Here is a 20,681-nt window from a genome sequence, read left to right as displayed (position 1 = left end):
CTCATGTTCGACCTCGAAGTACTGACAAATCCCAGAGCTGCGTCCGCGGCGCTAGACCCCATGCGCCAACGACTGCTGGTTGAACTCGGGGACCCCGCCTCGGCCAGCATGCTTGCTGCCCGCTTGGAGATTCCTCGCCAGAAAATCACCTATCATCTGAACCAGATGCTGGAGGTGGGCTTGGTAGAGGTGGTCGAGCTGCGGGCCAAAGGGATCATGACCGAAAGAATCATGCAGGCCACGGCCACGGCCTACGTGATTTCCCCGCAGAGTATCGATGTGCTGAGCCCGTCTGCCCACGCAATGCGAAACGAAGCCTCGGCCAGTTGGCTGCTCGCCCTGGCAGCCAGAACGATCCGCGAGGTTGGAACCCTGCTGCTGGGCGCACGCCAGGCGGGAAAGGACTTTGGCACCTTTGCCATCGACGCCGAGATAGATTTCGCCACCGCAAGGGACCGGGCGGAATTTGCTCGGGAGCTCGGTGCTTCCGTCGCCACCCTTGCCGCAAAATATCAGAACACCACCCAGGCCACCGGCCGCGCACACCGTCTGGTCGTTTCCCTCCACCCCACCCTGAAGGAGCACACACCATGAGCAAAGAATTCGAAATTGTCGAGGAACTCTCCATTGACAGCACCCCGGAGCGAATTTGGGAAGCGGTGACAACAGGCACCGCAGCGTGGATGTTCCCCACCGATCAATGGCCATCGGTCAGGACCCTCGAGGAGTACCCCACCCATCTGGTCACGCGAATGGACGGACCGGACGGCTGGTTCAACCAACTAGAGCACGTGCTAACACCCGGAGAAAACGGTACAGCCGTCCGTTATGTGCACTCCGGGATTTTCGTCGATGACTGGGACAACCAATACGACGGCGCCTCCAAGCACACCGCCTTCTACCTGCACACACTGGGTGAATACCTGACTCACTTCGACGGCAAAGACGTGACATTCAGTGATGTTCAGGGTCCCGAAGCCTCCAAGGCCGCAGGAGCATTACAGAAATTCCTCGATGCCCTCGGCATCAAGGATTCACCTCTCGGCACCGAATTGGTGCTCGCTCTACCCGGTCGCGACGCGGCACCTGTCACCGTCGATTTTCGCAATCAGAACTTCGTGGGACTGCGCACCGAGAATACGATGGTGCGGATTTTTGGACGCAATGCCTTTGGTGGAGTCGTCGGGCTGACCATTCACGATTTTGCTGATGGAGCCGACGCCGAGGCCAACACCGCAGCCTGGCAACTGGCCATCAATGCTGCCTACTAGCTTGCCGCGGATGGTTGCGCCGGCAGTATCGGCAGCATCTGCACCTGCGCCGGTAGGCTGGAAACCATGACTGAGCTGCCCGATCTTGAAGAACTCGTTAACGCCTCTCACGTGGTGTCATTGCCCATGCGCGTGCAATTCCGTGGAGTCCGCCATCGTGAGGCGCTGTTGTTCCAGGGGCCGGCTGGCTGGGGAGAGTTCTCGCCCTTCTTGGAGTATGGAAGCAGCGAAGCGTCCTCGTGGCTGCGGGCAGCCATCGAAGCGGCCTGGGACGGCTATCCCCATCCCGTGCGCGATGAAGTCCCAGTCAACGCAACACTGCCCGCCGTGGGTCAAGACCAGGTGGAGAGTGTTCTGGCCGCCTACGACGCAACTCATACCGTCAAGGTGAAGGTCGCGGAAAAAGGTCAGGACCTCGCCCAAGATGTGGCCCGCGTGGCAGAAGTTCGCAGGCTGCTGCCCGATGCTGCAATCCGCATCGATGCCAATGCCGGATGGAATCACCAAGAGGCCATGGCTGCCTTGGAAGCGCTGGCCGGGTTCGGGCTGCAATATGCCGAGCAGCCGGTGGACAGTATCGAGGGCTTGGCCCGAGTTCGCGAAGAGGTGGCCCGACGCGGGCTGGGCGTGCTGATCGCTGCCGACGAATCGGTGCGTAAAGAATCTGACCCGTTGGCTGTGGCCCGGGCCGGAGCTGCTGACCTGATTATCATCAAGGCTCAACCATTGGGTGGTGTGCGTCGGGCCCTGCAGATCGTTGCCGATGCCGGTCTACCTGCCGTGGTCTCCTCGGCCTTAGATACCTCTATCGGGCTGCGCCAGGGTGCAGCTCTGGCCGCCGCATTGCCCGAGCTGCCCTACGCCTGTGGGCTGGCCACCGGATCGCTATTTACCTCCGACATCACCACCGACAGGTTTGTCGCGGTCAACGGAGCCCTGCAATTGCGTCAAATCGTCGCTGACCCCGAGCTACTGCGCGACCATGCGGTGAGCTCCGAACGCAAAGCCTGGTGGCTGGCGAGACTCGTCGAATGTTATAGGGAATTACTCGGCACAGAACAGTAGTCGAAGATGGCGAGACCTCCGTCACGATCCGGTGATTTTGAGCGACTTAACACCTTTCGTCCACCGTTCGTTTACCTGACGGCGGTCGTTTGATCACCGTGCGCTGAAAGGCTAATGACCGAGGTCATCCACCGAATCATTCGCTAGTTTTGTACGGAGAAAACCATGAGCCCGATACGTACTTTCCTTCCCATGCTTGGACACACCCGCGGCAACCGCGACGCGGCAACTTGCCATTTCAAGTGTGGAGACGCCTGTGCCAAGGATGTTTGCAACACCAGCTCCAATGGCTATTTCCGCGACATCGCTGATGGCGCTTTGAGCCGTCGCTCCATTCTCGGCCTCGGTGCCGCAGCCTCTGCAGCCTTGGTCGTTGGGGGCCAAAGCATCGGAGCTTCGAGTGCCACCGCCGACACCATCGTTGCACCACAGGGTGGCGGGAAGCTCGCCTTCAAGGCCATCGCACCGGTACCGCGCACCGTTGATGCTGTGACAGTGCCCGAGGGTTACGACTGGGCACCGATCATCCGCTGGGGCGATCCGCTCTTCAACAACACCGCTGCTTTCGATATCACCAAGCAGAGCGCCAAGCGTCAGGCCGGTCAGTTCGGCTACAACAATGACTACCTGAACATCATCGTGGACAAGTACTCGGGACGCTCCGGTCTCTTGGTGGCCAACCACGAGTACACCAACGAAGATTTGATGTTTGACTCCGTATGGTTCGAGGCCAATAAGACCGAGGCCGCGAAGATCGCGATGGAGGCTCATGGCTTCTCCATTGTTGAGGTCAAGCGGGTCAAGAGCGGCACCCCTTGGGAGTACGTCCGTGGCGCCGAACGCAACCGCCGCATCACCGCCACCACCCCCTTCGCCGTGGATGGACCGGCCGCGGGCTCCGAACTGCTCAAGACGGTTGCCGACCCTACCGGTCGCACAGTTCTGGGAACGTTGAATAACTGTGCCGGTGGCACCACCCCGTGGGGCACCGTGCTCTCCGGCGAAGAGAACTTCAACCAGTACTTCCGCGGCCAGGGTTCAGCCTCGGATGCACGTTATGGCATCGCCGATGCTGGTACCGAACGCCGCTGGGAAGACGTTGATCCGCGTTTCTCCGCCCGTAACCCCGGCTACGAAAATGAAATCAACCGCTTTGGTTGGATCGTGGAAATTGACCCGCAGAACCCCAACTCCACCCCCGTCAAGCACACCGCACTGGGACGCTTTAAACACGAAGGCGCCAACGTTCGGATCGCCGATGATGGACGCGTCGTGGCCTACTCGGGCGACGACGAGCGCTTCGACTACGTGTACAAGTTCGTCTCGAAGGATAAGTACCGCCGCGGGGACCGCAAGCACAACATGAGCCTGCTCTCCGCCGGTGACCTATACGTGGCTAAGTTCGCCGGTAACTCGCCGGTTGCCGAAATTGATGGGGCGGCTACCGTTCCAGCCGATGGTTCCTTCGACGGAACCGGCAACTGGATTCCGCTGACCCTCAATGGCGAATCCATGGTCCCGGGCATGAGCCTGGAAGAAGTTCTCGTATACACCCGTCTAGCCGGCGACAAGGTCGGTGCCACCAAGATGGACCGTCCCGAGGACGTTGAGCCCAGCCCCGTTACCGGAAAGCTCTACATTGCGCTGACCAACAACACTCAGCGCAACACCACCGGTAAGGCCACCGTCGACGAAGCCAACCCGCGGACCAAGAACCGCGATGGCCACGTCATTGAACTCACCGAGCTGAATAACAACGCGACTGCCACCAGCTTCAACTGGAACATTCTGTTGGTCGCCGGGGACCCGACGAAGGATGCTAGCACCTACTTCTCCGGCTTCCCGAAGGACAAGGTCTCGCCGATTTCTTGCCCAGATAACCTCGCCTTCGACTCCAAGGGCAACCTGTGGATCTCCACCGATGGCCAGCCCGGCACGATCGGCTACTGCGATGCCCTGCATAAGGTCACGCTCACCGGTTCCGAGCGCGGCAAGGTAGAACAGTTCCTGGCGGTTCCGGCCGGCGCAGAAACCTGTGGTCCGCTGATTCATGATCGTGACGGTTCGGTCTTCGTTTCGGTGCAGCACCCCGGCGAGGGCGGCACCTTCCAGGAACCGACCTCGTTCTTCCCCGACTACGTCATGAACCCGTCCAAGGCCAAGCGTGGCGATGTCTACGGTCCTCGTCCCTCAGTCATCCAGGTCTTCACCAAGGCCAAGGGACACGATCCTAAGAAGTAGCCCGCACCAGCACCACGCGAGCAGGGGCCTTCGGCAGCAACGGTTTTCACATCGTTGCCGCCGGGGCCCCTTCTGTATGCCTCGAAACGTCCTTGTCTTTCGCTGTCAGGAACTCAGGGGTTCCTGAAGGTCATCGCGACCACCACCGATCGATGGGACAGGAGAGCGGTCGCATTTGGTGTGGAAACGCCAGATGAGGGTGGAACATACCGAACCATGCTGATGTTCAACCCACAGTCCGGGCGATTGACGAACTACATGGAAGAATTTTTGCTAGACGATGACCCGGAAACGCGGGGCACCTTCGACATAAACGTTGTCAACCGCTACATAACCATCTCCGAGTAGACGGAAAACGGTTCTGGTCGGAGACGGAATTAGGATGGTACTCATGCCCTCGAATTCCGTTCCCGAACTTTCGTCCATGGAAGTTGCCCGCCTCTTGCTTACCGCACTGCAGACCCACGGGGTCCGCGATGTGGTGATCTGCCCGGGATCACGCAGCGCACCATTGGCCTACGCGCTGGCCGAGGCCGAAGCCACCGGTAGCATCCGGCTGCACGTTCGCATTGATGAGCGGGTGGCAGGCTTCACCGCGCTTGGTCTCTCCGAGGCCAGCAGGTTGCCCGTGGCCATGGTGACAACATCCGGAACGGCGGTGGGGGAGCTGCTGCCCGCCGTGATGGAGGCTAACCACTCGGGTGTTCCGCTGGTGGTTCTGTCCGCTGACCGGCCGGAGGAACTGCACGGGACCGGAGCAAACCAAACCACAAATCAGATCAACCTTTTTGGTCATCACGTCCGTAATGCCGAAAACATTCCCGCTGGGCAAGACCCCGTCGCAAGTATCGGGCGGGCACTGGCCGCGGCCCGTGGGACGGGAACTGTGTCGGCGGGCCCGGTTCAGCTCAACGTGGCTTTCCGTGATCCACTGATTCCAGGGGATCACGAGTCTCTTCCCCACTTCGGGGCAAACATCGTGTCTCCGCCCCAGCCACGTCCGGTTGGCTCAACGGTGAATTGGGAGACTAGTGGCGCGAGCCAGACACAACGGACCGTTGTGGTGGCCGGGCATGGGGCCGACGCCGACGCTGCTGACTTTGCTCAGGCGCTTGGTCTTCCGCTATTTGCCGAGCCCAGCTCGAACGCACGGTTTGGTTCCCACGCCATCGGTCCGTACCGCACGCTATTGGCATCCCACGGTGCCCGCATCCAGAAAGTTGTGCTCTTCGGGAGGCCGACACTGACCCGACCGGTGGCTAAGCTACTGGCTGATCCGACGATTAAGACCGCGCTCTGGCATCCGGCCCCGGCTCCGTGGTTTGACGCGGGCCGCCGGCGCGAGGAACTGATAGCTGATGCGGCCTCCTTGGTGACCTTCGCCGGGCGTCCCCCAGCCGGTTGGCTGGCGGCCTGGCAACAGCTGGGGACGCAGGCAGCTGAGATCGTTGCGGCCTCGATCAACGGCAGCGGAACCCTGAACGGTCCGGTGCTGGCCCGCGAAATCTGGGCTGCAACGAGCGGCAACCTCGTGGTCGGTTCCTCAAACATCATTCGGGATGCGGATCTCTGCGCAGCACCCGCGGCGTTGCCCACCGCGCGGGTGTTTGCCAATAGGGGACTGGCTGGCATTGATGGAACCGTGGCCACCGCGACGGGCATCGCTCAGGCGAGCGCGAGACAAAAGACCACGGTGGTTCTCGGCGATGTGACTTTTCTGCATGATGTGGGCGGATTGTTGTTGGGTGCGGGGGAGCCCGAACCCGAGATGGACGTGGTGGTCCTTAACGATGGTGGTGGCGCGATCTTCTCGACGCTGGAGCATGGTGCCATTGAAGCTTCCGGTCGCTACGCAAATACTGTCGAGCGACTGTTTGCCACCCCACATCAGGTCCATATCCAGCCCCTCGCGGTTGCCTATGGTTGGGATTATTGTGTCGCTCGAACAGTGGAGGAACTGCGCGCAATTTTGCAGGAACGCGGTACCCGGCGCATCATCGAGGTTCCCGTTTCGCGCGATGGATTGCGCTCCATGCATGCGCAGATCAGCGAACAGATCAACGCGCTCACCTGGCCCGAAGAGGACTAGAAACCGCCGGCCCGGACGGGTTTTCACTCCTCCGGGCCAGCGAAAATTTGTCTTGCTGCGTGCGGCGGCTATTGCGGTGCTAGCGCAGCCGTTCCGGTACCAAGGTTTGGAACCGAACGGATGTGTGGATTGCCGCCGTGTACACCGTCCAGTTCCAAGATCAGCACGTGGTTCGTTCCAGATCTAACGACGGGCGCCGGAAGAAAGAGCGAGAGCTGCGGTCCGATGTCCCAGAACCGGCCGAGGCAAAATTCATTAACCCAGACATATCCTTTGCCCCACCCGGTGAGGTCGAGATATCCATCGGCTGCCACCGAAGCCTCGAAGCTCATGGAGTGGAATGCGCCTTGGCCACCAGCGCAGGGTTCCGCAGTTGCGGCCCTGGCCAGTAGCTCCGGGCTGGGGGGCTCCGGCAAGGCCAGGGCAGTCATTTGCCAACCATGGATCTCTTGACGTTCGTGCAGTACCGCTCCAAGAATTCCTTTGCGCTCACCAACCAGGCGACCGTAATTCACTCGTCCCATGGATTCAACGATCAGTTCGATGCCCAGCCCCTCGGGCGGGACAGCCAAATCGTAAGCTTCTTGGTCGTTTCGTTCGAAGATGTGAACGCTCTTGCCCTCGATGAGCAGATGTGCCCGGTCGGCCAATCCGTCGATTGACAGTGGGTAGGAACGACGGGGGCCGGGGATGGTGGCCCCATACCGGACCAGTCCATGAGAAAGCCCAAGTTCTTCGAAACTTAACGGATGCCCTGACTCGACGGTGGTGTGGTTTCCTGCGGCAATGACGTCGAAATAGGCCGGCAACCCTACTGGTTCACTGTTGGAAACTAGCTCAGTGTCGGGCAGCAGCGGCTCGGTGAATTCCTCTAATTCCGGAAGGGCCCGGTACTTGGAAATAACGTCGCGGTACGCGTGGAACTTGGGGGTGGGTGCACCGCGTTCATCTAGCGGTGCATCGTAATCATAGGACGTGACGGTCGGCTGGTAACTGCCGCCGCTGCGTGCTTGCGGTGGGTCATAGTTTGCGCCAGCTCCGGTGCCAAAGTTGGTTCCACCGTGTGCCATATAGAAGTTGACCGAGGCACCCATGTCCAGCATTTCATCTAACGCGTTTGCCGCGTCCTTGACGTCTCGGGCATGGTGTTCTTCACCCCAGTGATCAAACCAACCGTTCCAGAATTCCATGCAGAATAAGGGATCATCGGAACGGTGTCGCCTGAAATCCTCAAAAGCCATGGTTGCCGCGGAACCGAAATTTGCCGTGGCGTTGACGCCAGGGATCATTCCGCCGGTCAGCATATGGTCCTCGGGTCCATCGGAGGTGAATAGCTCAACGTCGACGCCACGTTCAACTAGGGACTTTCGGACCTGCTCGAGATAAACCTGATCGGAGCCGAACGAGCCATATTCGTTTTCTACTTGAACCATCGAAATGGGCCCACCGTGGGTTTCCAATAGCGGAACGACTCTGGGCAAAAGTTCATTGAAGAATGATTCAACAGCCGCAACATAGCGTTGATCGCGAGTGCGCACGTGGATACCTGGTTGAGACGTCAACCAAGAGGGCAGTCCACCGTTGTCCCATTCGGCACAAATATAGGGGCCAGGCCGGAGGATGACCTTGAGGCCTTCCTCCCTTGCCAAGCCGACGAACCGCTCTAGGTCGGCACCGCCGCTGAAATTAAATTCGCCTTCACGTGGCTCGTGGACGTTCCAGGCCACGTATGTTTCCACTGCGTCTAAGCCCATCAGCCTCAGCCAATGCAGACGGGTGCGCCACTGCTCGGGGTGGGTCCGAAAATAGTGCAGGGCTCCGCTAATGATCACGTTCTGGTTCCTCGGTTCTGGATCGAAGCTTGTCCCCAACAGTCAAAATGCAGGGCCTTGAATACCATCGAAAGACGGAAGCAAGGGTGCTTCTACCTCACTTGCATGTCTTTCGATTGTTATCGATAACAACGATAAATGCAATGACCTCGAACGATAACTTCGGATTAGCGTGCCGCTGTGCTCGAGCGAACGATGAGCTCCGGCACGATGAAGGTGGATTTTGCCTGTGGTTCCAGAGCCTCTTCGTCGCCTAAGCGCGCGTCGAGGTGCCGTACCGCATGTCGGCCCATTTCCTCGAGTGGCTGACGGACGGTGGTGAGTGGGGGTGCGCAATAGGCGGCGAGTTCGATGTCATCGATACTAACAACGGAGATGTCCTCCGGAACGGACCGTCCGAGCTCCTTGACCGCTTTTATTAGGCCGAATGCCATCTCATCACTGGCGACGAACACGGCGGTGGCATCGGGCATGCGTCCAAGGATCAGCCCCGCACGATAGCCCGACTCGGCGCTCCAATCACCGTAGATCTCTGGTGGAACGGGTAGCTGATGCCCCTCGAGTGCGCGCCTCCAGCCGTCAATCCTGGCTTCCGACTCAATCCAGTCCTTGGGTCCGGCGACATGCCAGATATTGGTATGGCCACACTCGATGAGATGTTCAACGGCGAGTCGGGCTGCATGCCCCTGATCGAACCCGACGACTTGTTCGCCCGCGGGAAGTGGGGTGTCAATGGCTACCGAGGGTACTTCACTCAGTAGATTCTCTACCTCCGTGGAGGAATCCTGCAGAGGGATAGCGGTGATAATTCCATCCACTCCCTGCGCCACCAGTCGACCGAGCCCATCCTCTAGGGAGCGTGCTGAAAGATTGGTTATGGAGACGAAGGTGACCGAGTATCCGCGCGCGGCGGCTTCCCGTTCGATGCCTACAATCAGTGTCATTCGAGAGTATGAACTGGTAGAGAGTGTGATCACGCCGATCATATTGCTCTTGCCCGTCACCAAGGCCCGAGCCGTCGCGTTGCGGCGGTAGCCCAAGCTCTTCGCTGCGTCCTTAACTGCTTGGCGAGTCTCCGGCTGCACATTCGGATGGTCACTCAGGGCGCGAGAAACGGTCTGTGCCGATACGCCTGCAAGATGTGCCACGTCGCGCATGGAAGGCGCGCGGTGTGGTTTCTGTTCCTTCATGTCCCTCGAATCCGATGGTGTTTGTCACCGCGAAGTGGTGACTAGGGGTGTTACATAACAATGACTCTAGGTGATGTAGGCGAATGCTGGCCATGGAATTATGAAATTCGAGAAAACATTCACTGCTCTTGTTATCGATAACAAGCTGTGGCATTCTGGATTCTACGCTTGATGTTGCGCGGCTCACACGAGGTCACTTTTGGGAGAACGCGGGCGAGCCAAGTGTCGGGGTCAACCTCGAAGACAAGCCTTTGATTATCCGTACCGGTCAACTATGAAGCCGGTGGTAGCAGTGGAGGAAATATGAATAGCTTCAAGCGTTGGGGGATTGCCACTGCTGGCACCCTCGCGGCAGCTCTCGCCCTGACCGCATGCGGCGGCGGCAGTGGAAGCCCTGCTCAATCGTCGTCTCCCGCAGCAGCGAGCAGTTCGGCAGCTTCCCCAGCCGAACTGACCTTCTGGGGATGGGCCCCGGGTTACTCGGACAGCGTGAAGGCCTTCAACGCCTCGCAGTCGGACATCGTCGTCAAGTTCGAAGAAATCCAGCCAGGTTCACGTGGCGGATATGAAAAGATGCTTAATGCTGTTCAGGCAGGCAACGCTGCGTGTCTGGGGCAGGTTGGATACGAGACGCTTACCAGCTTTGCGGCGCAGGGAGCCCTTGAAGACGTTTCACAGTTCGCAAACGCTAACCAGAACGAATATGTTGACTTCGCATGGAACAGCGTCAAGGTCGGCGATGCCGTCTACGGCGCTCCGGTGGACACCGGCCCCATGGCCTTGTTCTACAACAAGGAACTCTTCAAAAAGTACGATGTTGAGGTCCCGACCACATGGGTTGAATACAAGGCAGCTGCCGAGAAGTTGCAGGCAGCAGACTCGAAGATCAAGATCAGCTCGCCCTACGCAAACTACGATTATGCGGGCTTGTCCTGGCAAGCTGGCGCCCCGTGGTTCAACATCGAGGGTGACAGTTGGAAGGTCTCCGTCGATTCTGATGAAAACAAGAAGGTTGCCGATTACTGGCAGTCACTGGTTGATGCGGACACCGTCGCCTCCGCGCCGATGTACGATCCGGCATGGTTCAAGGGCTTGGGCGACGGTTCAATTGCCACCTTGGTTGGTGCCGTGTGGCAGGCAGGCGTAATTAAGGGCGACGCGGCAGATGGCAAGGGTAAATGGGCAGTGGCCCCCATGCCTCAGTGGGATGCCGCGAACCCATCGGTGGGTAATGTCGGTGGCTCGGCCACCGCTGTTCTGAAGGGGTGTGAAACTCCGGAGGCTGCGTGGAAATTTGCAAACTTCTTGTCCACCGACGCTGACAGTTACGGAAACCTCATCGAAAAGGGTGCCCTGTACCCAGCTGCCAAGGCCTTGCTGGAGCTGCCGCAGCTCACCAAGGAAGACGCGTACTTCTCGAATCAGAAGATCTTTGATGTCTTCAAGGAAGAAGCTCTCAAGGTGAACCCCGAATGGACTTGGGGGCCGAACATGCCGTTGACGACAACAAAGCTTGACGATGGACTGAATAAGTCTTGGGCAGGCAACGGCAAGATGGCCGATGCGCTCACCGAAGCGAACACGGCAACAGTGGAAAACATGACTAGCCAGGGCATCAACGTCACTGACTAATCCGATTCCCGTGGCGTCTCGTTCGAGCCGCCACGGGTTTCAACGTTTGCAGTAAACACCGGAAGGCAGCACCATGAGCGTGGTTTCTCAAATCAGACCCCCACTCCGCAAACCAAGAACCAAGGGTCGTCCCGCACGCACAGCAGCAATGCTCGTGGCACCTTTTGCGGTGTTTTTCGTAGCAATGTATCTAGCTCCGCTAGGTTTTGCCATTTACCGTAGCCTTTTCGTGTTGAAGCGCGACGGTCTGGGTTTGAGCGCTCCGACGATGGTTTTTGACCCTTTCACGAACTATCTCAAGGCTTTTAGCGATCCGGTTTTCATCGAATCTCTGGGCCGTGTGCTGCTTTTTGGCGTCGTCCAAGTGCCGGTCATGTTGGGCCTCGCCACAGCCTTGGCGCTCTTAATCGACTCACATTCGGCCCGAGCCAAGGGATTCTTTCGGCTCACAAGTTTCCTGCCCTACGCGGTTCCCGGCGTCATCGCGGCACTGATGTGGTCGTTCCTGTATTCCGGAAGTTCGAGCCCGATCAACGCGTTGCTGGAGCCCCTTGGTGTTGCCATTCCGTTCCTCAGCGAGGAGATGGTTCTATGGTCGGTGGCTAACATCGTCACGTGGGGCTGGACCGGGTACAACATGATCATCATTTACTCGGCGCTCCAATCAATTCCCGGGGAAATCCTCGAGGCGGCAAAGATCGATGGGGCTTCGGCCTGGAAAATCGCCTGGAACATCAAGATCCCCATGGTGCGTCCTGCCTTGATTCTTACGACCGTCTTTTCCATCATCGGCACCGCGCAGCTCTATAACGAACCCAAGGTGCTGCAAAGTGTCTCCGGTGGTTCCATTGACTCGGCATTTACCCCGATCATGGCCGCCCAGGCAGCTACTGCCGCGCAAAACTATCCCTACGCTGCTGCCACCTCGGTGATTTTGGCAGTCTTGGTGGGCATCTTGTCCATCACCTTCTTCAAGATCACGAATCGAGGCTCCGACTCATGAGCACTCAAACAGACGTCCTAGCAGTCGCAGCAAACGATGCAAACGCTGCCGATGCCCCGACGACGGCCTCGGGTTCCGGGAGGAACTTCGGGAAACAGAAAATGAGCAAGTCGCTCAACAACCGCGAGACGTCCCTCGCCAGCCGATTGATTGTCACAATCGTCCTGGGTTGCTTTGCCATCTACTTCCTGGTGCCGATCTGGTGGCTGTTTGTCGCGGCTTCGAAGCCGATGGGTGAGCAATTCTCCGCCCCCGGTTTCTGGTTTAACGGCATGCACCTCGGGAACAACGTTGCCGAGCTATTGACGTCTCGTGATGGCATTTTCATGCGATGGATCCTGAACTCCGTGCTGTATGCAGGCATCGGTGCCATCGTGGGAACCCTGCTGGCTTCGATGGCCGGTTATGCCTTGGCAAAATACAGCTTCCGCGGTCGAGAAGTCGTATTTGGTGTGGTGTTGGCTGCCGTCTTGATCCCCAAAATCCTTTTTACCCTGCCGCTGTATCTGATGTTCTCCGAGGTCGGGCTGATCAACAATCCGTTGGCTGTTATCCTGCCGAGCATCGTCAGCCCGTTCGGCGTTTACCTCTCGCGGGTCTTCGCCGCGCAATCGGTGCCAGATGAGGTCATCGAGGCCGCCCGCATCGATGGTGTGAGTGAAGTCGGGATCTTCTTCCGCATCGGAATGCGCATGATGACTCCGGCGCTTGTGACGATCTTCCTGTTCAACTTTGTGGAAATTTGGAACAACTATCTGCTCCCCGCGATGGTTATCAACGATTCCTCGTTGCAGCCGGTGACGGTGGGACTGGTGTCTTGGTTTGCCTCCAACGGCAAGGTCCCCATGTCGCTGGTGGTGATCGGTGCCCTGGTATCGGTGATCCCACTCTTGCTGCTCTTCTTATTCCTGCAGCGATTCTGGAAGGCTGGACTGACGGCAGGCGCCATCAAATAGTTCGTGGTTCCGAAAAAACATCAAGGAGCGGCTGACTCAATCCCCTCAGCGGGGATTGAGTCAGCCGCTCCTTTGTCGTGGGCAGATCGCCACCTTATGCACATGGAGAAGGAGCCCAGATGATTGGTTCGGACCCCTCAGCGGCCCGTAGCGCGCGTCAAGACAAAAATGGGGCGCCTACCGCCCGCATAGGTGGTAGACGCCCCAAAAGATCCGCTACAGGGTGCCTAAGTGTCGATCTCTACGTGAGTTGGATCGAGAACACGCTTGAGGAAATCCTTCGTACGCGGCTGCTGCGGATTGCCGATAACGTCCTGGGCAATGCCCTCTTCGACCACCACGCCGCCATCCATGAAGATCACCCGGTCTGCGACCTCCTTGGCGAAGGACATCTCATGGGTCACCACCAACATGGTCATTCCGGCCTTGGCCAGCGAGCGCATGATGGCCAGAACTTCGCCGACGGTTTCCGGGTCGAGAGCCGACGTCGGCTCGTCAAAGAGCATCAGGGTCGGATCCATCGACAGCGCCCGGGCGATGGCCACACGCTGCTGCTGGCCGCCGGAGAGCTCGTCGGGGTACCGATCGCCGAAGGCTCCCAAGCCCACCCGGTCCAAATTCTTTTGTGCAACCTCTTTGGCTTGCGCGGCAGGGCGCTTAAGCACCTTGGTCTGCGCCACGGTGCAATTCTGCGTCACCGTTAGGTGCGGGAACAGGTTGAACTGCTGGAAGACCATGCCGACATTTTGGCGCATTTTGTCGAGGTCAACATCGGGGTCGGTCGTCTCGAAGCCGCCGACGTGGATCTTGCCCTCGTTGGGCTTCTCGAGCAGGTTGACGCAGCGGAGCAACGTTGATTTTCCGGAACCCGAGGGCCCAATCAGGCAGACAACTTCTCCCGGCTTGACCTCCAGGTCGATGCCCTTGAGGACTTCGTTGGAGCCGTAGGACTTGCGCAGCCCGGTAATGGAGACCCCTGAGGCCTTGAAATTCGCCGGGATGTTTGAAATGTGAGTCATGAGCGTTTTCCCTATCGCTTCGTCCGTGCGGAACGGGATTCGAACTTTCGAGCGATCAGGCTCAATGGAACGGTGATTACCAAGTAGAGCGCGCCCGCCACAATCAACGGCGTGATGCCGGCGCCGAGAGATGTGATGCCGTCGCGGCCAAACTTAGTCATTTCGTACTGGGCCATGCTCGCACCCAAGATGAAGGCCAGTGACGAGTCCTTCGTCAGCAAGATGACTTCATTGGTCATGGGAGGCAAAACGATCTTGAATGCCTGGGGGATCACGATGGTGACCATGGCGCGCCACGCGGGCATGCCGAGTGATCTGGCGGCTTCACTCTGGCCCTTGGGCACCGCCTGAAGACCGGCTCGAAGGGTCTCGGCGATGTATGCGGCCGAAACGAGTCCCAGTGAAACCATCACAACCACGGGCTGTGGCCAGTTGGTTCCGGGGAACGCCGTCGGGATGCCGTAACCGAACGTGATGAGAACCAAGATGGCGGGAATTCCGCGGAAGAACTCGATGAATCCGGTGGCGAACCAACGGTAGGGTGCGAAGCTGGCCATCTTCATCAAGGCCAGCAGCAGGCCCAAGACGAGGCCGAAGGCAAAGGAAATAGCCGTGTAGTACAGGGTGTTCTTCAACCCGACGGTAATCAGCTCGGGGAAGATGGGGCCGAGCTTGTCGAACGCGAAGAAGGTACTGCCGAGGATCTTCCAGTCGACCTTCAGCAATACAGCCGCGATGACGCCGACGAAGATAATGATCTGAACAATTTTGCTTAATCGGGCGCGTTGACGAGTTGTCATGGCCATGGGATTAAAGCCTTCCGTGAAAGGTAGCGAGGCCCACGGCCCGGTGAGGAGCCGTGGGCCTCGCTTGAGAGCTTGCGTTAAACGTCGAGGGCGTTAGTTGGTGGCGCCGAACCACGTCTCTTGGAACTTGGCCAGCGACCCGTCATCGGTCAGGCGCTTGAGTGTGGTGTTGACCTTCTCCAGCATCACGGTTCCGCCCTTCGGCACGGCAATTCCGAGCTTTTCACCGGTCTTGAAATCTGCCACGCGCTTGAACGTCGGATCATCCTTGATGGCGTAGGCCAGAACCGACTGGTTGCCAAGAGTTGCTACGGTCGTGCCCGCCTTCAGCGAGGCAATCTGCAGGCCGGAATCTTCGTAGCCGATGGCATCAACCCCGTTGTCCTTCGCGTACTTGGCACCCGTGGTGGCCTGCTGGACGCCGACCTTCTTGCCCTTGGCGGACTCGATGTCTGTGACACCGGAACCATCCTTGGCGATCAGGGTGAGGTCATCATCCATGTACGGCGTGGAGAAATCCATGTTGGCCTTGCGCGCGTCGGTGATCGACAGCGATGAAATCGCGATGTCGCACTGAGTGCGGAAAAGCCCGGACTCGATGGAATCGAAGCTGGAGTCGATCACATTGAGTTCGAGGCTCAAGTCTTTGGCAATCTCGGCGGCGATGTCCATATCAAAACCGACATTCTTGCCATCTTTGACGAACTCGAACGGTTCGTAGGGAATGTCGGAGCAAACGGTGAGCTTGCCGGCGTTCAAAACGGTGACAGCATTGGGGTCCGAGGACGATGATGCTGCCGGTGTTTCGCTGCTTCCGCAACCGGTGAGTGCAAGTGCGCCCACGGCCCCCACGGCCAAGGTCTTAAGCACTGAAGTTGAAATCCGCATGGAGTGTGATCCTTCTCTAGGTGATCGCTCGCAAGGTTTGCGTTGATGATTATTGTAACCGTCAACACGAGCTCCCGAGATATGTCTCACAGGCTACATTTATTTCACAGGAGTAAACAAGAGGGTTTTGTTACATTTTCGAAACCCCACAGTGACTCGCTCATCACATGGACAATGCGCGAAAGTGCGCCCCTCATGATGTTCGGGCGCCGTTCTCATGGAACAATGCCGTCGCGCCGTCGAGCACTTGGATCGAAGGATTTCCTTACAAACCAAGGGCTTCGCGCATGGGGCGCATTTTGGCCCATGACTCCGCGAGTTCCTCGGTGGGGTCCGAAGCAGCAACGATTCCACAGCCCGCGTAGAGTCGCACCGAGGTGGGGGACTCGACGACTCCACCACGCAAAGCAATGCCGAGTTCACCGTTCCCGCGCGTGTCGATCCAGCCCACCGGACCGGCATATGGGCCGCGGTCCATTCCCTCGAGGTCGCGCAGGATCCGACCCGCTTCCTTGGTAGGAGTACCGCACACCGCGGCAGTGGGATGGAAAATTTCCGCCAGGTCCAAAACTCCGGGAACGGAGCCGTCAGCATTCGCCGAGAGCGTCGCGCGCACATCCGAGGCCAGATGCCAGACATTGGGCAGCTGCAGGACAAACGGCTCATCGGGTGCATCCATGCCCGAGGCTAGCGGGCCCAATTGTTCGGTCAGCGAATCGATCGCCAGACGATGTTCATGGCGCTGCTTCTCATCTTCGAGCAGCATTCGCCGAGCGTAGTCGCCGTCCCCGAGGGGAGCCGTTGCCCGGTCCAGGGTCCCGGCCAAGACACGCGCCTCGGCAATATCGCCGCGCACCCTCACCAACATCTCCGGGGTGGCACCAATCAAGCCGTCCACCGAGTAAGTCCAGCAATCGATGTAGCGCAGTGCCAGCTGGCGCAGCACCTGGGCTACCGCGATCGGTGAAGCAAGTTCTGCCACGGCATCACGCGCCAAAACAAGTTTGGTGATGGCCCCGGACTCAATCACGGAGACGCCCTTGCGTACCGAATCCATGTAGTCGGCCTCGGAAATCTGACCGGCAACGAGTTGGTCGGTGCCATGGGTCAGTTCGTGCTCGGGGGAGTACTCCTCCAGCAGCTGGGCCAGCTCGGACTCGGCCGCCTCGATGCTCAGCGGGGCCTCGGCATCGGCAACCGTATAGGTGATCCAGCTGCATTCTTCGTTCCGGCCCACCACAATTCGTGGGACAACCAGCTTCGAGGCGTAGGTACTGCTGTAGGAAAACGCGAAGGCACCGAAAGCAATCAGCCCGGTGCCGGGGTGCTCCAACGGGTTATCCACCTGCGCGGATTCGGAGACCGCCGCCCACCATGCACGAGCCAGCGTAAACCGTTGTGGACCTGCCGCTTCAAAGCGGGCGACCTCACCAAAGCCGACGGTTCCTTCGCCGCGCCGAGCCCAGACCAATGAATCGTCACGCGTGATGTAGTCGAGCAATCCATGCTCGCTCATCGCCGGGCGTCGAATGGTCAGGGAACGCAGATGCGGGATGGTGTCCGTGGAGTCTGGCCCCACAGCGGCTGAAAGTTGGGAAGTCATGATTGATCAAGCTTACCGCCGCGCGCGGCACCGTAGGAGGCGGGCGTGGCGCTGCTCACCGGGGAGGCGCGCCGCAACGTTTTCCCCTTGTGCCCGAACTTTGCGACAATGAGATAGTGAGCCGTGCATCGCTGGAAAAGCGCCCCGAAGAAGTCCAAGCCATGTTTGATGATGTTGCAGCGCGTTACGACGTGATGAATGACGTCCTGTCGCTGGGCCAGACCCGCCGATGGCGCAAGGTCATTGTTGACGCTGTGGGCGCCAAACGTGGGCAACGTGTTCTAGATCTTGCCGCCGGAACCGGCACCTCCTCGGAGCCTTACGCCGATGCCGGCATCTCCGTGGTCGCCTGCGATTTCTCCCAGGGCATGCTCAAGGTCGGCAAGCGCCGACGTCCCGACATCGACTTTGTTGCCGGCGACGCCACCAACCTGCCCTTCGCGGATAACAGTTTTGACGCCGCCACCATCAGCTTCGGGTTGCGCAACGTCAACGAGCCGAAGAAGGCGCTGTCCGAGATGCTGCGCGTGGTCAAGCCGGGCGGAACGCTGGTCATCGCCGAGTTCTCCCATCCGACCTTTGCACCATTCCGCACGGTCTACACCGAATACCTGATGCGGGCATTGCCGCCGGTGGCCAGGACACTGTCCTCCAACCCCACCGCATACGTCTATCTGGCCGAATCGATTCGCGCCTGGCCAGCACAGGACGGCTTGGCCGAATGGATCGAATCCGCTGGCTGGGAATCGTGCCGCTACCGTAACCTCACCGGTGGCATCGTGGCGGTGCACCGCGCCACCAAACCCCTAGCCTAGGCTGGGGGAAGCGGGCTTAGGCCCGCACCGCCGACCTGCGGTGAACCTGCCAGCTTGGGGGTGAGGGCAGTGTTGGCGATAGAGTGAAGAATGTACTTGAGCAGCTGGTGCCAACTCACCAGCAACCAGAATCGGCCACCGTGCCGCGGCTGGAACCGCCCGTCGAGAGATAGTAAGTCTTAGAACAGTGACCGATTCCCAGACCAACTGGACCGCTGCCGGACATGGCGTGCCTGACTCCCTTGATTTGAACCCGGAAACCAGCGTGCTGGCCGCCGCGGTGAACCTGCCCGGCGGTTTTGGGCGTATCGCCCTGGACCCGGAGTTCGGCCCAGCCATAGCTACCGGCCTGGCCAAGGTCGAGAAGCTGCTCCGCGATGCCATCGCCAACTCCGATCCGTTGATTGACGCCACCAGCCGCCACCTCGTTGAGGCGGGCGGGAAGCGCATTCGTCCGCTGCTGGTGATCCTGACCTCGCTGCTGGGCGACGGCGTGACCGAGGCCGTCATCAAGGCCGCGGCCATTGTGGAGCTGACCCACCTGGCCACGCTGTACCACGACGATGTCATGGACTCGGCCCCGCTGCGCCGCGGTGCACCGACGGCCCACGAGGTCTGGGGCAACTCGGTAGCGATCCTCACCGGAGACCTGATCTTCGCCCGCGCCTCGGTGCTCGGCTCGGAGCTCGGCCCGGAGGCCGTCTCCATGCAGGCCCGCACCTTTGAGCGCCTGTGCCTGGGGCAGCTGCACGAGTCCGTGGGCCCGCGCGAGGACGACGACCCGATCGAGCACCACCTGAACGTGATCTCGGATAAGACGGCGTCCCTGCTGGCCACCTCCGGTGCCTACGGCGCACTCTTTGGCGGGGTGAGTCAGTACGTTGACGTGCTGCGCACCTATGGCGAAAAGGTGGGTGTTGCCTTCCAGGTTGCCGACGATGTCATCGACGTCACCGGAGCGCAGATCCGCTCGGGCAAGACTCCCGGAACGGATTTGCGCGAGGGGGTTCCGACGCTACCGATCCTGCTGATGCGCAACGCTGCTGCCGCTGGCGATACCGATGCAGCAGCGGTGCTCGAACTGGTCGATGGTGATTTGATCAAGGATGAGGATCTGGCTCGCGCCGTGGCGGCAGTGGCAGGTAACCCGGCTACCACGCAGGCTTGGGATGTTGCCCGCAGCTGGGCCGACGCCGCCATCGAGGCACTGGCACCGTTGCCGGAGGGAACCGTCAAGGAATCTCTGGTGGCCTTCGCCGACGCAGTGGTGACCCGCGAGCTCTAGGAGCTCCAACCAAAAAGAATCTAGTAGCGGAACCGTTCGGGGTTTTCTCCGAAGAGGTTCCCCTCGGTGAGGGCCGCTCGTAACTGGGCGGCCTTTGCTGCACGCTCTTCCACCGAAACGCGGTGGCGCAGGTGCCCATAAAGATTGTCGCCGGCAAAGCGCGGGAAGACATGCTGGTGGTAATGCCACACATGCTGGTTGCCCGCCGGTTCGTTGTGTTGCCGGGTGCTGGTGCCCTCGGGATTCCAAGCGAGCTTCATGGCCAAGGCAATGCGCCTGGTTTCATACATGATGTTGGCCGCAACGGTATCGGGCAGGTCATAGAGGGCCTCATGATGATCCACCGGGATGACCATGGCATGGCCTCCGTGCGGTCCAAAGCCGTCGCAGGCCATGATGACAGCGACCTCGTCGCTGCGGTAAATCAGATCGGTGGGGGCACAGAGATTTCCTGCCGAATAAAGACCACCGGTCAGTAGTTCGCAAAACGGGCACAGGTAGCCCTGCGGTGCATGTGACTTCCACAGGGCACCCATGCCGGTCTGCTAGTTATCCAGTTCGGGGGAGAGTTCGTCGAAGACCCAGGAGAACATGTCCAGGACGTATTCGCTGAACGTTCCTTCCTCGCTCTTCCACGCACCGCGGGCGTTCTGCCGGCGGTAAACGATGGGGTCCGGGACCTCAAGCTGATCCACACGGATGCCCCACACGTATTTTTCCTCTTCGTCCTCCAAAAACAAGAGGTAACCATCTTCGATTTCCAGCTCTTCGGGATCAAAGAAGTAGTGGTAAGCCTCCATCAGGTCCTCGCAGCCACCCAAGGCCATGTAGAACTCGAGCAGTACCAAAGGAATGGGGAAGGTGAACTCGGCCAGTGCATCGTCGAGTTCGGCGGTGGTCAGGCCGTCCTCGGCCTGCCACTCGTCCTCGAGGTACAACGGAACCAACGAACGGAACTTCTCAAGGAACATTTCAGCCATGAATCC

General features: G+C 59.4%; 18 protein-coding genes. 10 read left to right on the top strand and 8 right to left on the bottom strand.

The genetic code is table 11. The annotated features are described in order from the left end of the window. The first annotated feature begins 3 nt into the window (after nt 1-3). The 5 genes from KUF55_RS12845 to menD all read left to right on the top strand — a co-directional run bounded on the left by KUF55_RS12845 (nt 4) and on the right by menD (nt 6,666). The gene (locus KUF55_RS12845) at nt 4-594 is read left to right on the top strand and encodes a helix-turn-helix domain-containing protein (protein WP_218816844.1); all 591 of its coding nucleotides are present in this window, start codon (nt 4-6) and stop codon (nt 592-594) included. Beyond that, nucleotides 591-1,271, top strand: coding sequence for an SRPBCC domain-containing protein (locus tag KUF55_RS12840; protein ID WP_218816843.1), 681 nt, complete (start codon nt 591-593; stop codon nt 1,269-1,271). The genes KUF55_RS12845 and KUF55_RS12840 overlap by 4 nt, the downstream gene beginning before the upstream one ends. Before the next feature lie 66 nt (nt 1,272-1,337). Beyond that, nucleotides 1,338-2,336 (top strand): o-succinylbenzoate synthase, encoded by a 999-nt coding sequence (locus KUF55_RS12835; RefSeq protein ID WP_218816842.1) that lies wholly within the window; start codon nt 1,338-1,340, stop codon nt 2,334-2,336. A 165-nt stretch (nt 2,337-2,501) separates the two neighbouring features. Next, complete coding sequence (locus KUF55_RS12830) at nt 2,502-4,577, top strand: PhoX family phosphatase (protein WP_218816841.1); 2,076 nt, start codon at nt 2,502-2,504, stop codon at nt 4,575-4,577. 391 nt (nt 4,578-4,968) lie between these two features. Continuing rightward, nucleotides 4,969-6,666, top strand: a complete 1,698-nt coding sequence (gene menD / locus KUF55_RS12825; protein WP_218816840.1) for a 2-succinyl-5-enolpyruvyl-6-hydroxy-3-cyclohexene-1-carboxylic-acid synthase — start codon at nt 4,969-4,971, stop codon at nt 6,664-6,666. Between the two features lie 68 nt (nt 6,667-6,734). Here menD and KUF55_RS12820 read toward each other — a convergent pair whose 3' ends face one another. Both KUF55_RS12820 and KUF55_RS12815 read right to left on the bottom strand, forming a co-directional pair. Next, nucleotides 6,735-8,498: a beta-galactosidase family protein gene (locus tag KUF55_RS12820; RefSeq protein WP_218816839.1), complete on the bottom strand. Its 1,764-nt coding sequence runs from the start codon at nt 8,496-8,498 to the stop codon at nt 6,735-6,737. Nucleotides 8,499-8,665: 167 nt separating this feature from the next. Continuing rightward, a complete protein-coding gene (locus KUF55_RS12815; protein WP_218816838.1) occupies nt 8,666-9,688 on the bottom strand; it encodes a LacI family DNA-binding transcriptional regulator in 1,023 nt (340 codons plus the stop codon). Between the two features lie 303 nt (nt 9,689-9,991). Between KUF55_RS12815 and KUF55_RS12810 the strand changes: the two genes are divergently transcribed. The 3 genes from KUF55_RS12810 to KUF55_RS12800 all read left to right on the top strand — a co-directional run bounded on the left by KUF55_RS12810 (nt 9,992) and on the right by KUF55_RS12800 (nt 13,279). Next, nucleotides 9,992-11,320 (top strand): extracellular solute-binding protein, encoded by a 1,329-nt coding sequence (locus tag KUF55_RS12810; protein ID WP_218816837.1) that lies wholly within the window; start codon nt 9,992-9,994, stop codon nt 11,318-11,320. Between the two features lie 229 nt (nt 11,321-11,549). Then, a complete protein-coding gene (locus KUF55_RS12805; RefSeq protein ID WP_255557025.1) occupies nt 11,550-12,323 on the top strand; it encodes a carbohydrate ABC transporter permease in 774 nt (257 codons plus the stop codon). After that, a complete protein-coding gene (locus tag KUF55_RS12800; protein ID WP_255557024.1) occupies nt 12,320-13,279 on the top strand; it encodes a carbohydrate ABC transporter permease in 960 nt (319 codons plus the stop codon). The genes KUF55_RS12805 and KUF55_RS12800 overlap by 4 nt, the downstream gene beginning before the upstream one ends. A gap of 227 nt (nt 13,280-13,506) precedes the next feature. Here KUF55_RS12800 and KUF55_RS12795 read toward each other — a convergent pair whose 3' ends face one another. The 4 genes from KUF55_RS12795 to KUF55_RS12780 all read right to left on the bottom strand — a co-directional run bounded on the left by KUF55_RS12795 (nt 13,507) and on the right by KUF55_RS12780 (nt 17,595). Further along, nucleotides 13,507-14,298, bottom strand: a complete 792-nt coding sequence (locus tag KUF55_RS12795) for an amino acid ABC transporter ATP-binding protein (RefSeq protein ID WP_168150137.1) — start codon at nt 14,296-14,298, stop codon at nt 13,507-13,509. An 11-nt stretch (nt 14,299-14,309) separates the two neighbouring features. Next, nucleotides 14,310-15,104: an amino acid ABC transporter permease gene (locus tag KUF55_RS12790; protein WP_218816835.1), complete on the bottom strand. Its 795-nt coding sequence runs from the start codon at nt 15,102-15,104 to the stop codon at nt 14,310-14,312. Between the two features lie 93 nt (nt 15,105-15,197). Next, nucleotides 15,198-15,992, bottom strand: coding sequence for an ABC transporter substrate-binding protein (locus tag KUF55_RS12785; protein ID WP_218816834.1), 795 nt, complete (start codon nt 15,990-15,992; stop codon nt 15,198-15,200). 265 nt (nt 15,993-16,257) lie between these two features. Continuing rightward, nucleotides 16,258-17,595, bottom strand: a complete 1,338-nt coding sequence (locus tag KUF55_RS12780; protein ID WP_218816833.1) for an isochorismate synthase MenF — start codon at nt 17,593-17,595, stop codon at nt 16,258-16,260. A gap of 116 nt (nt 17,596-17,711) precedes the next feature. Between KUF55_RS12780 and KUF55_RS12775 the strand changes: the two genes are divergently transcribed. Together KUF55_RS12775 and KUF55_RS12770 are read left to right on the top strand one after the other, a co-directional pair. Next, nucleotides 17,712-18,410, top strand: coding sequence for a demethylmenaquinone methyltransferase (locus KUF55_RS12775; RefSeq protein ID WP_132358823.1), 699 nt, complete (start codon nt 17,712-17,714; stop codon nt 18,408-18,410). 187 nt (nt 18,411-18,597) lie between these two features. Next, a complete protein-coding gene (locus KUF55_RS12770; RefSeq protein WP_218816832.1) occupies nt 18,598-19,695 on the top strand; it encodes a polyprenyl synthetase family protein in 1,098 nt (365 codons plus the stop codon). Nucleotides 19,696-19,715: 20 nt separating this feature from the next. Here KUF55_RS12770 and KUF55_RS12765 read toward each other — a convergent pair whose 3' ends face one another. Together KUF55_RS12765 and KUF55_RS12760 are read right to left on the bottom strand one after the other, a co-directional pair. Continuing rightward, nucleotides 19,716-20,231, bottom strand: a complete 516-nt coding sequence (locus tag KUF55_RS12765) for an HIT family protein (protein WP_132358819.1) — start codon at nt 20,229-20,231, stop codon at nt 19,716-19,718. A gap of 9 nt (nt 20,232-20,240) precedes the next feature. Next, on the bottom strand, nt 20,241-20,675 hold the full coding sequence (locus KUF55_RS12760; RefSeq protein ID WP_132358817.1) for a hypothetical protein: 435 nt from the start codon (nt 20,673-20,675) through the stop codon (nt 20,241-20,243). Between the last annotated feature and the right edge of the window lie 6 nt (nt 20,676-20,681).

Origin of the sequence: Paeniglutamicibacter sp. Y32M11 (genome assembly GCF_019285735.1) — a bacterium.
Classification (GTDB): Bacteria; Actinomycetota; Actinomycetes; order Actinomycetales; family Micrococcaceae; genus Paeniglutamicibacter.
This window is presented reverse-complemented; position numbering and strand designations above follow the sequence as displayed.

Excerpts from the sequence above, each read along its gene's own strand:
- KUF55_RS12835 (WP_218816842.1), top strand. The coding sequence starts at position 1,338 with ATGACTGAGCTGCCCGATCTTGAAGAACTCGTTAACGCCTCTCACGTG.
- KUF55_RS12830 (WP_218816841.1), top strand. The coding sequence starts at position 2,502 with ATGAGCCCGATACGTACTTTCCTTCCCATGCTTGGACACACCCGCGGC.
- KUF55_RS12785 (WP_218816834.1), bottom strand. The coding sequence starts at position 15,992 with ATGCGGATTTCAACTTCAGTGCTTAAGACCTTGGCCGTGGGGGCCGTG.
- KUF55_RS12810 (WP_218816837.1), top strand. The coding sequence starts at position 9,992 with ATGAATAGCTTCAAGCGTTGGGGGATTGCCACTGCTGGCACCCTCGCG.
- KUF55_RS12845 (WP_218816844.1), top strand. The coding sequence starts at position 4 with ATGTTCGACCTCGAAGTACTGACAAATCCCAGAGCTGCGTCCGCGGCG.
- KUF55_RS12760 (WP_132358817.1), bottom strand. The coding sequence starts at position 20,675 with ATGGCTGAAATGTTCCTTGAGAAGTTCCGTTCGTTGGTTCCGTTGTAC.
- menD (WP_218816840.1), top strand. The coding sequence starts at position 4,969 with ATGCCCTCGAATTCCGTTCCCGAACTTTCGTCCATGGAAGTTGCCCGC.
- KUF55_RS12840 (WP_218816843.1), top strand. The coding sequence starts at position 591 with ATGAGCAAAGAATTCGAAATTGTCGAGGAACTCTCCATTGACAGCACC.
- KUF55_RS12790 (WP_218816835.1), bottom strand. The coding sequence starts at position 15,104 with ATGGCCATGACAACTCGTCAACGCGCCCGATTAAGCAAAATTGTTCAG.
- KUF55_RS12795 (WP_168150137.1), bottom strand. The coding sequence starts at position 14,298 with ATGACTCACATTTCAAACATCCCGGCGAATTTCAAGGCCTCAGGGGTC.
- KUF55_RS12780 (WP_218816833.1), bottom strand. The coding sequence starts at position 17,595 with ATGACTTCCCAACTTTCAGCCGCTGTGGGGCCAGACTCCACGGACACC.
- KUF55_RS12815 (WP_218816838.1), bottom strand. The coding sequence starts at position 9,688 with ATGAAGGAACAGAAACCACACCGCGCGCCTTCCATGCGCGACGTGGCA.
- KUF55_RS12800 (WP_255557024.1), top strand. The coding sequence starts at position 12,320 with ATGAGCACTCAAACAGACGTCCTAGCAGTCGCAGCAAACGATGCAAAC.
- KUF55_RS12765 (WP_132358819.1), bottom strand. The coding sequence starts at position 20,231 with ATGGGTGCCCTGTGGAAGTCACATGCACCGCAGGGCTACCTGTGCCCG.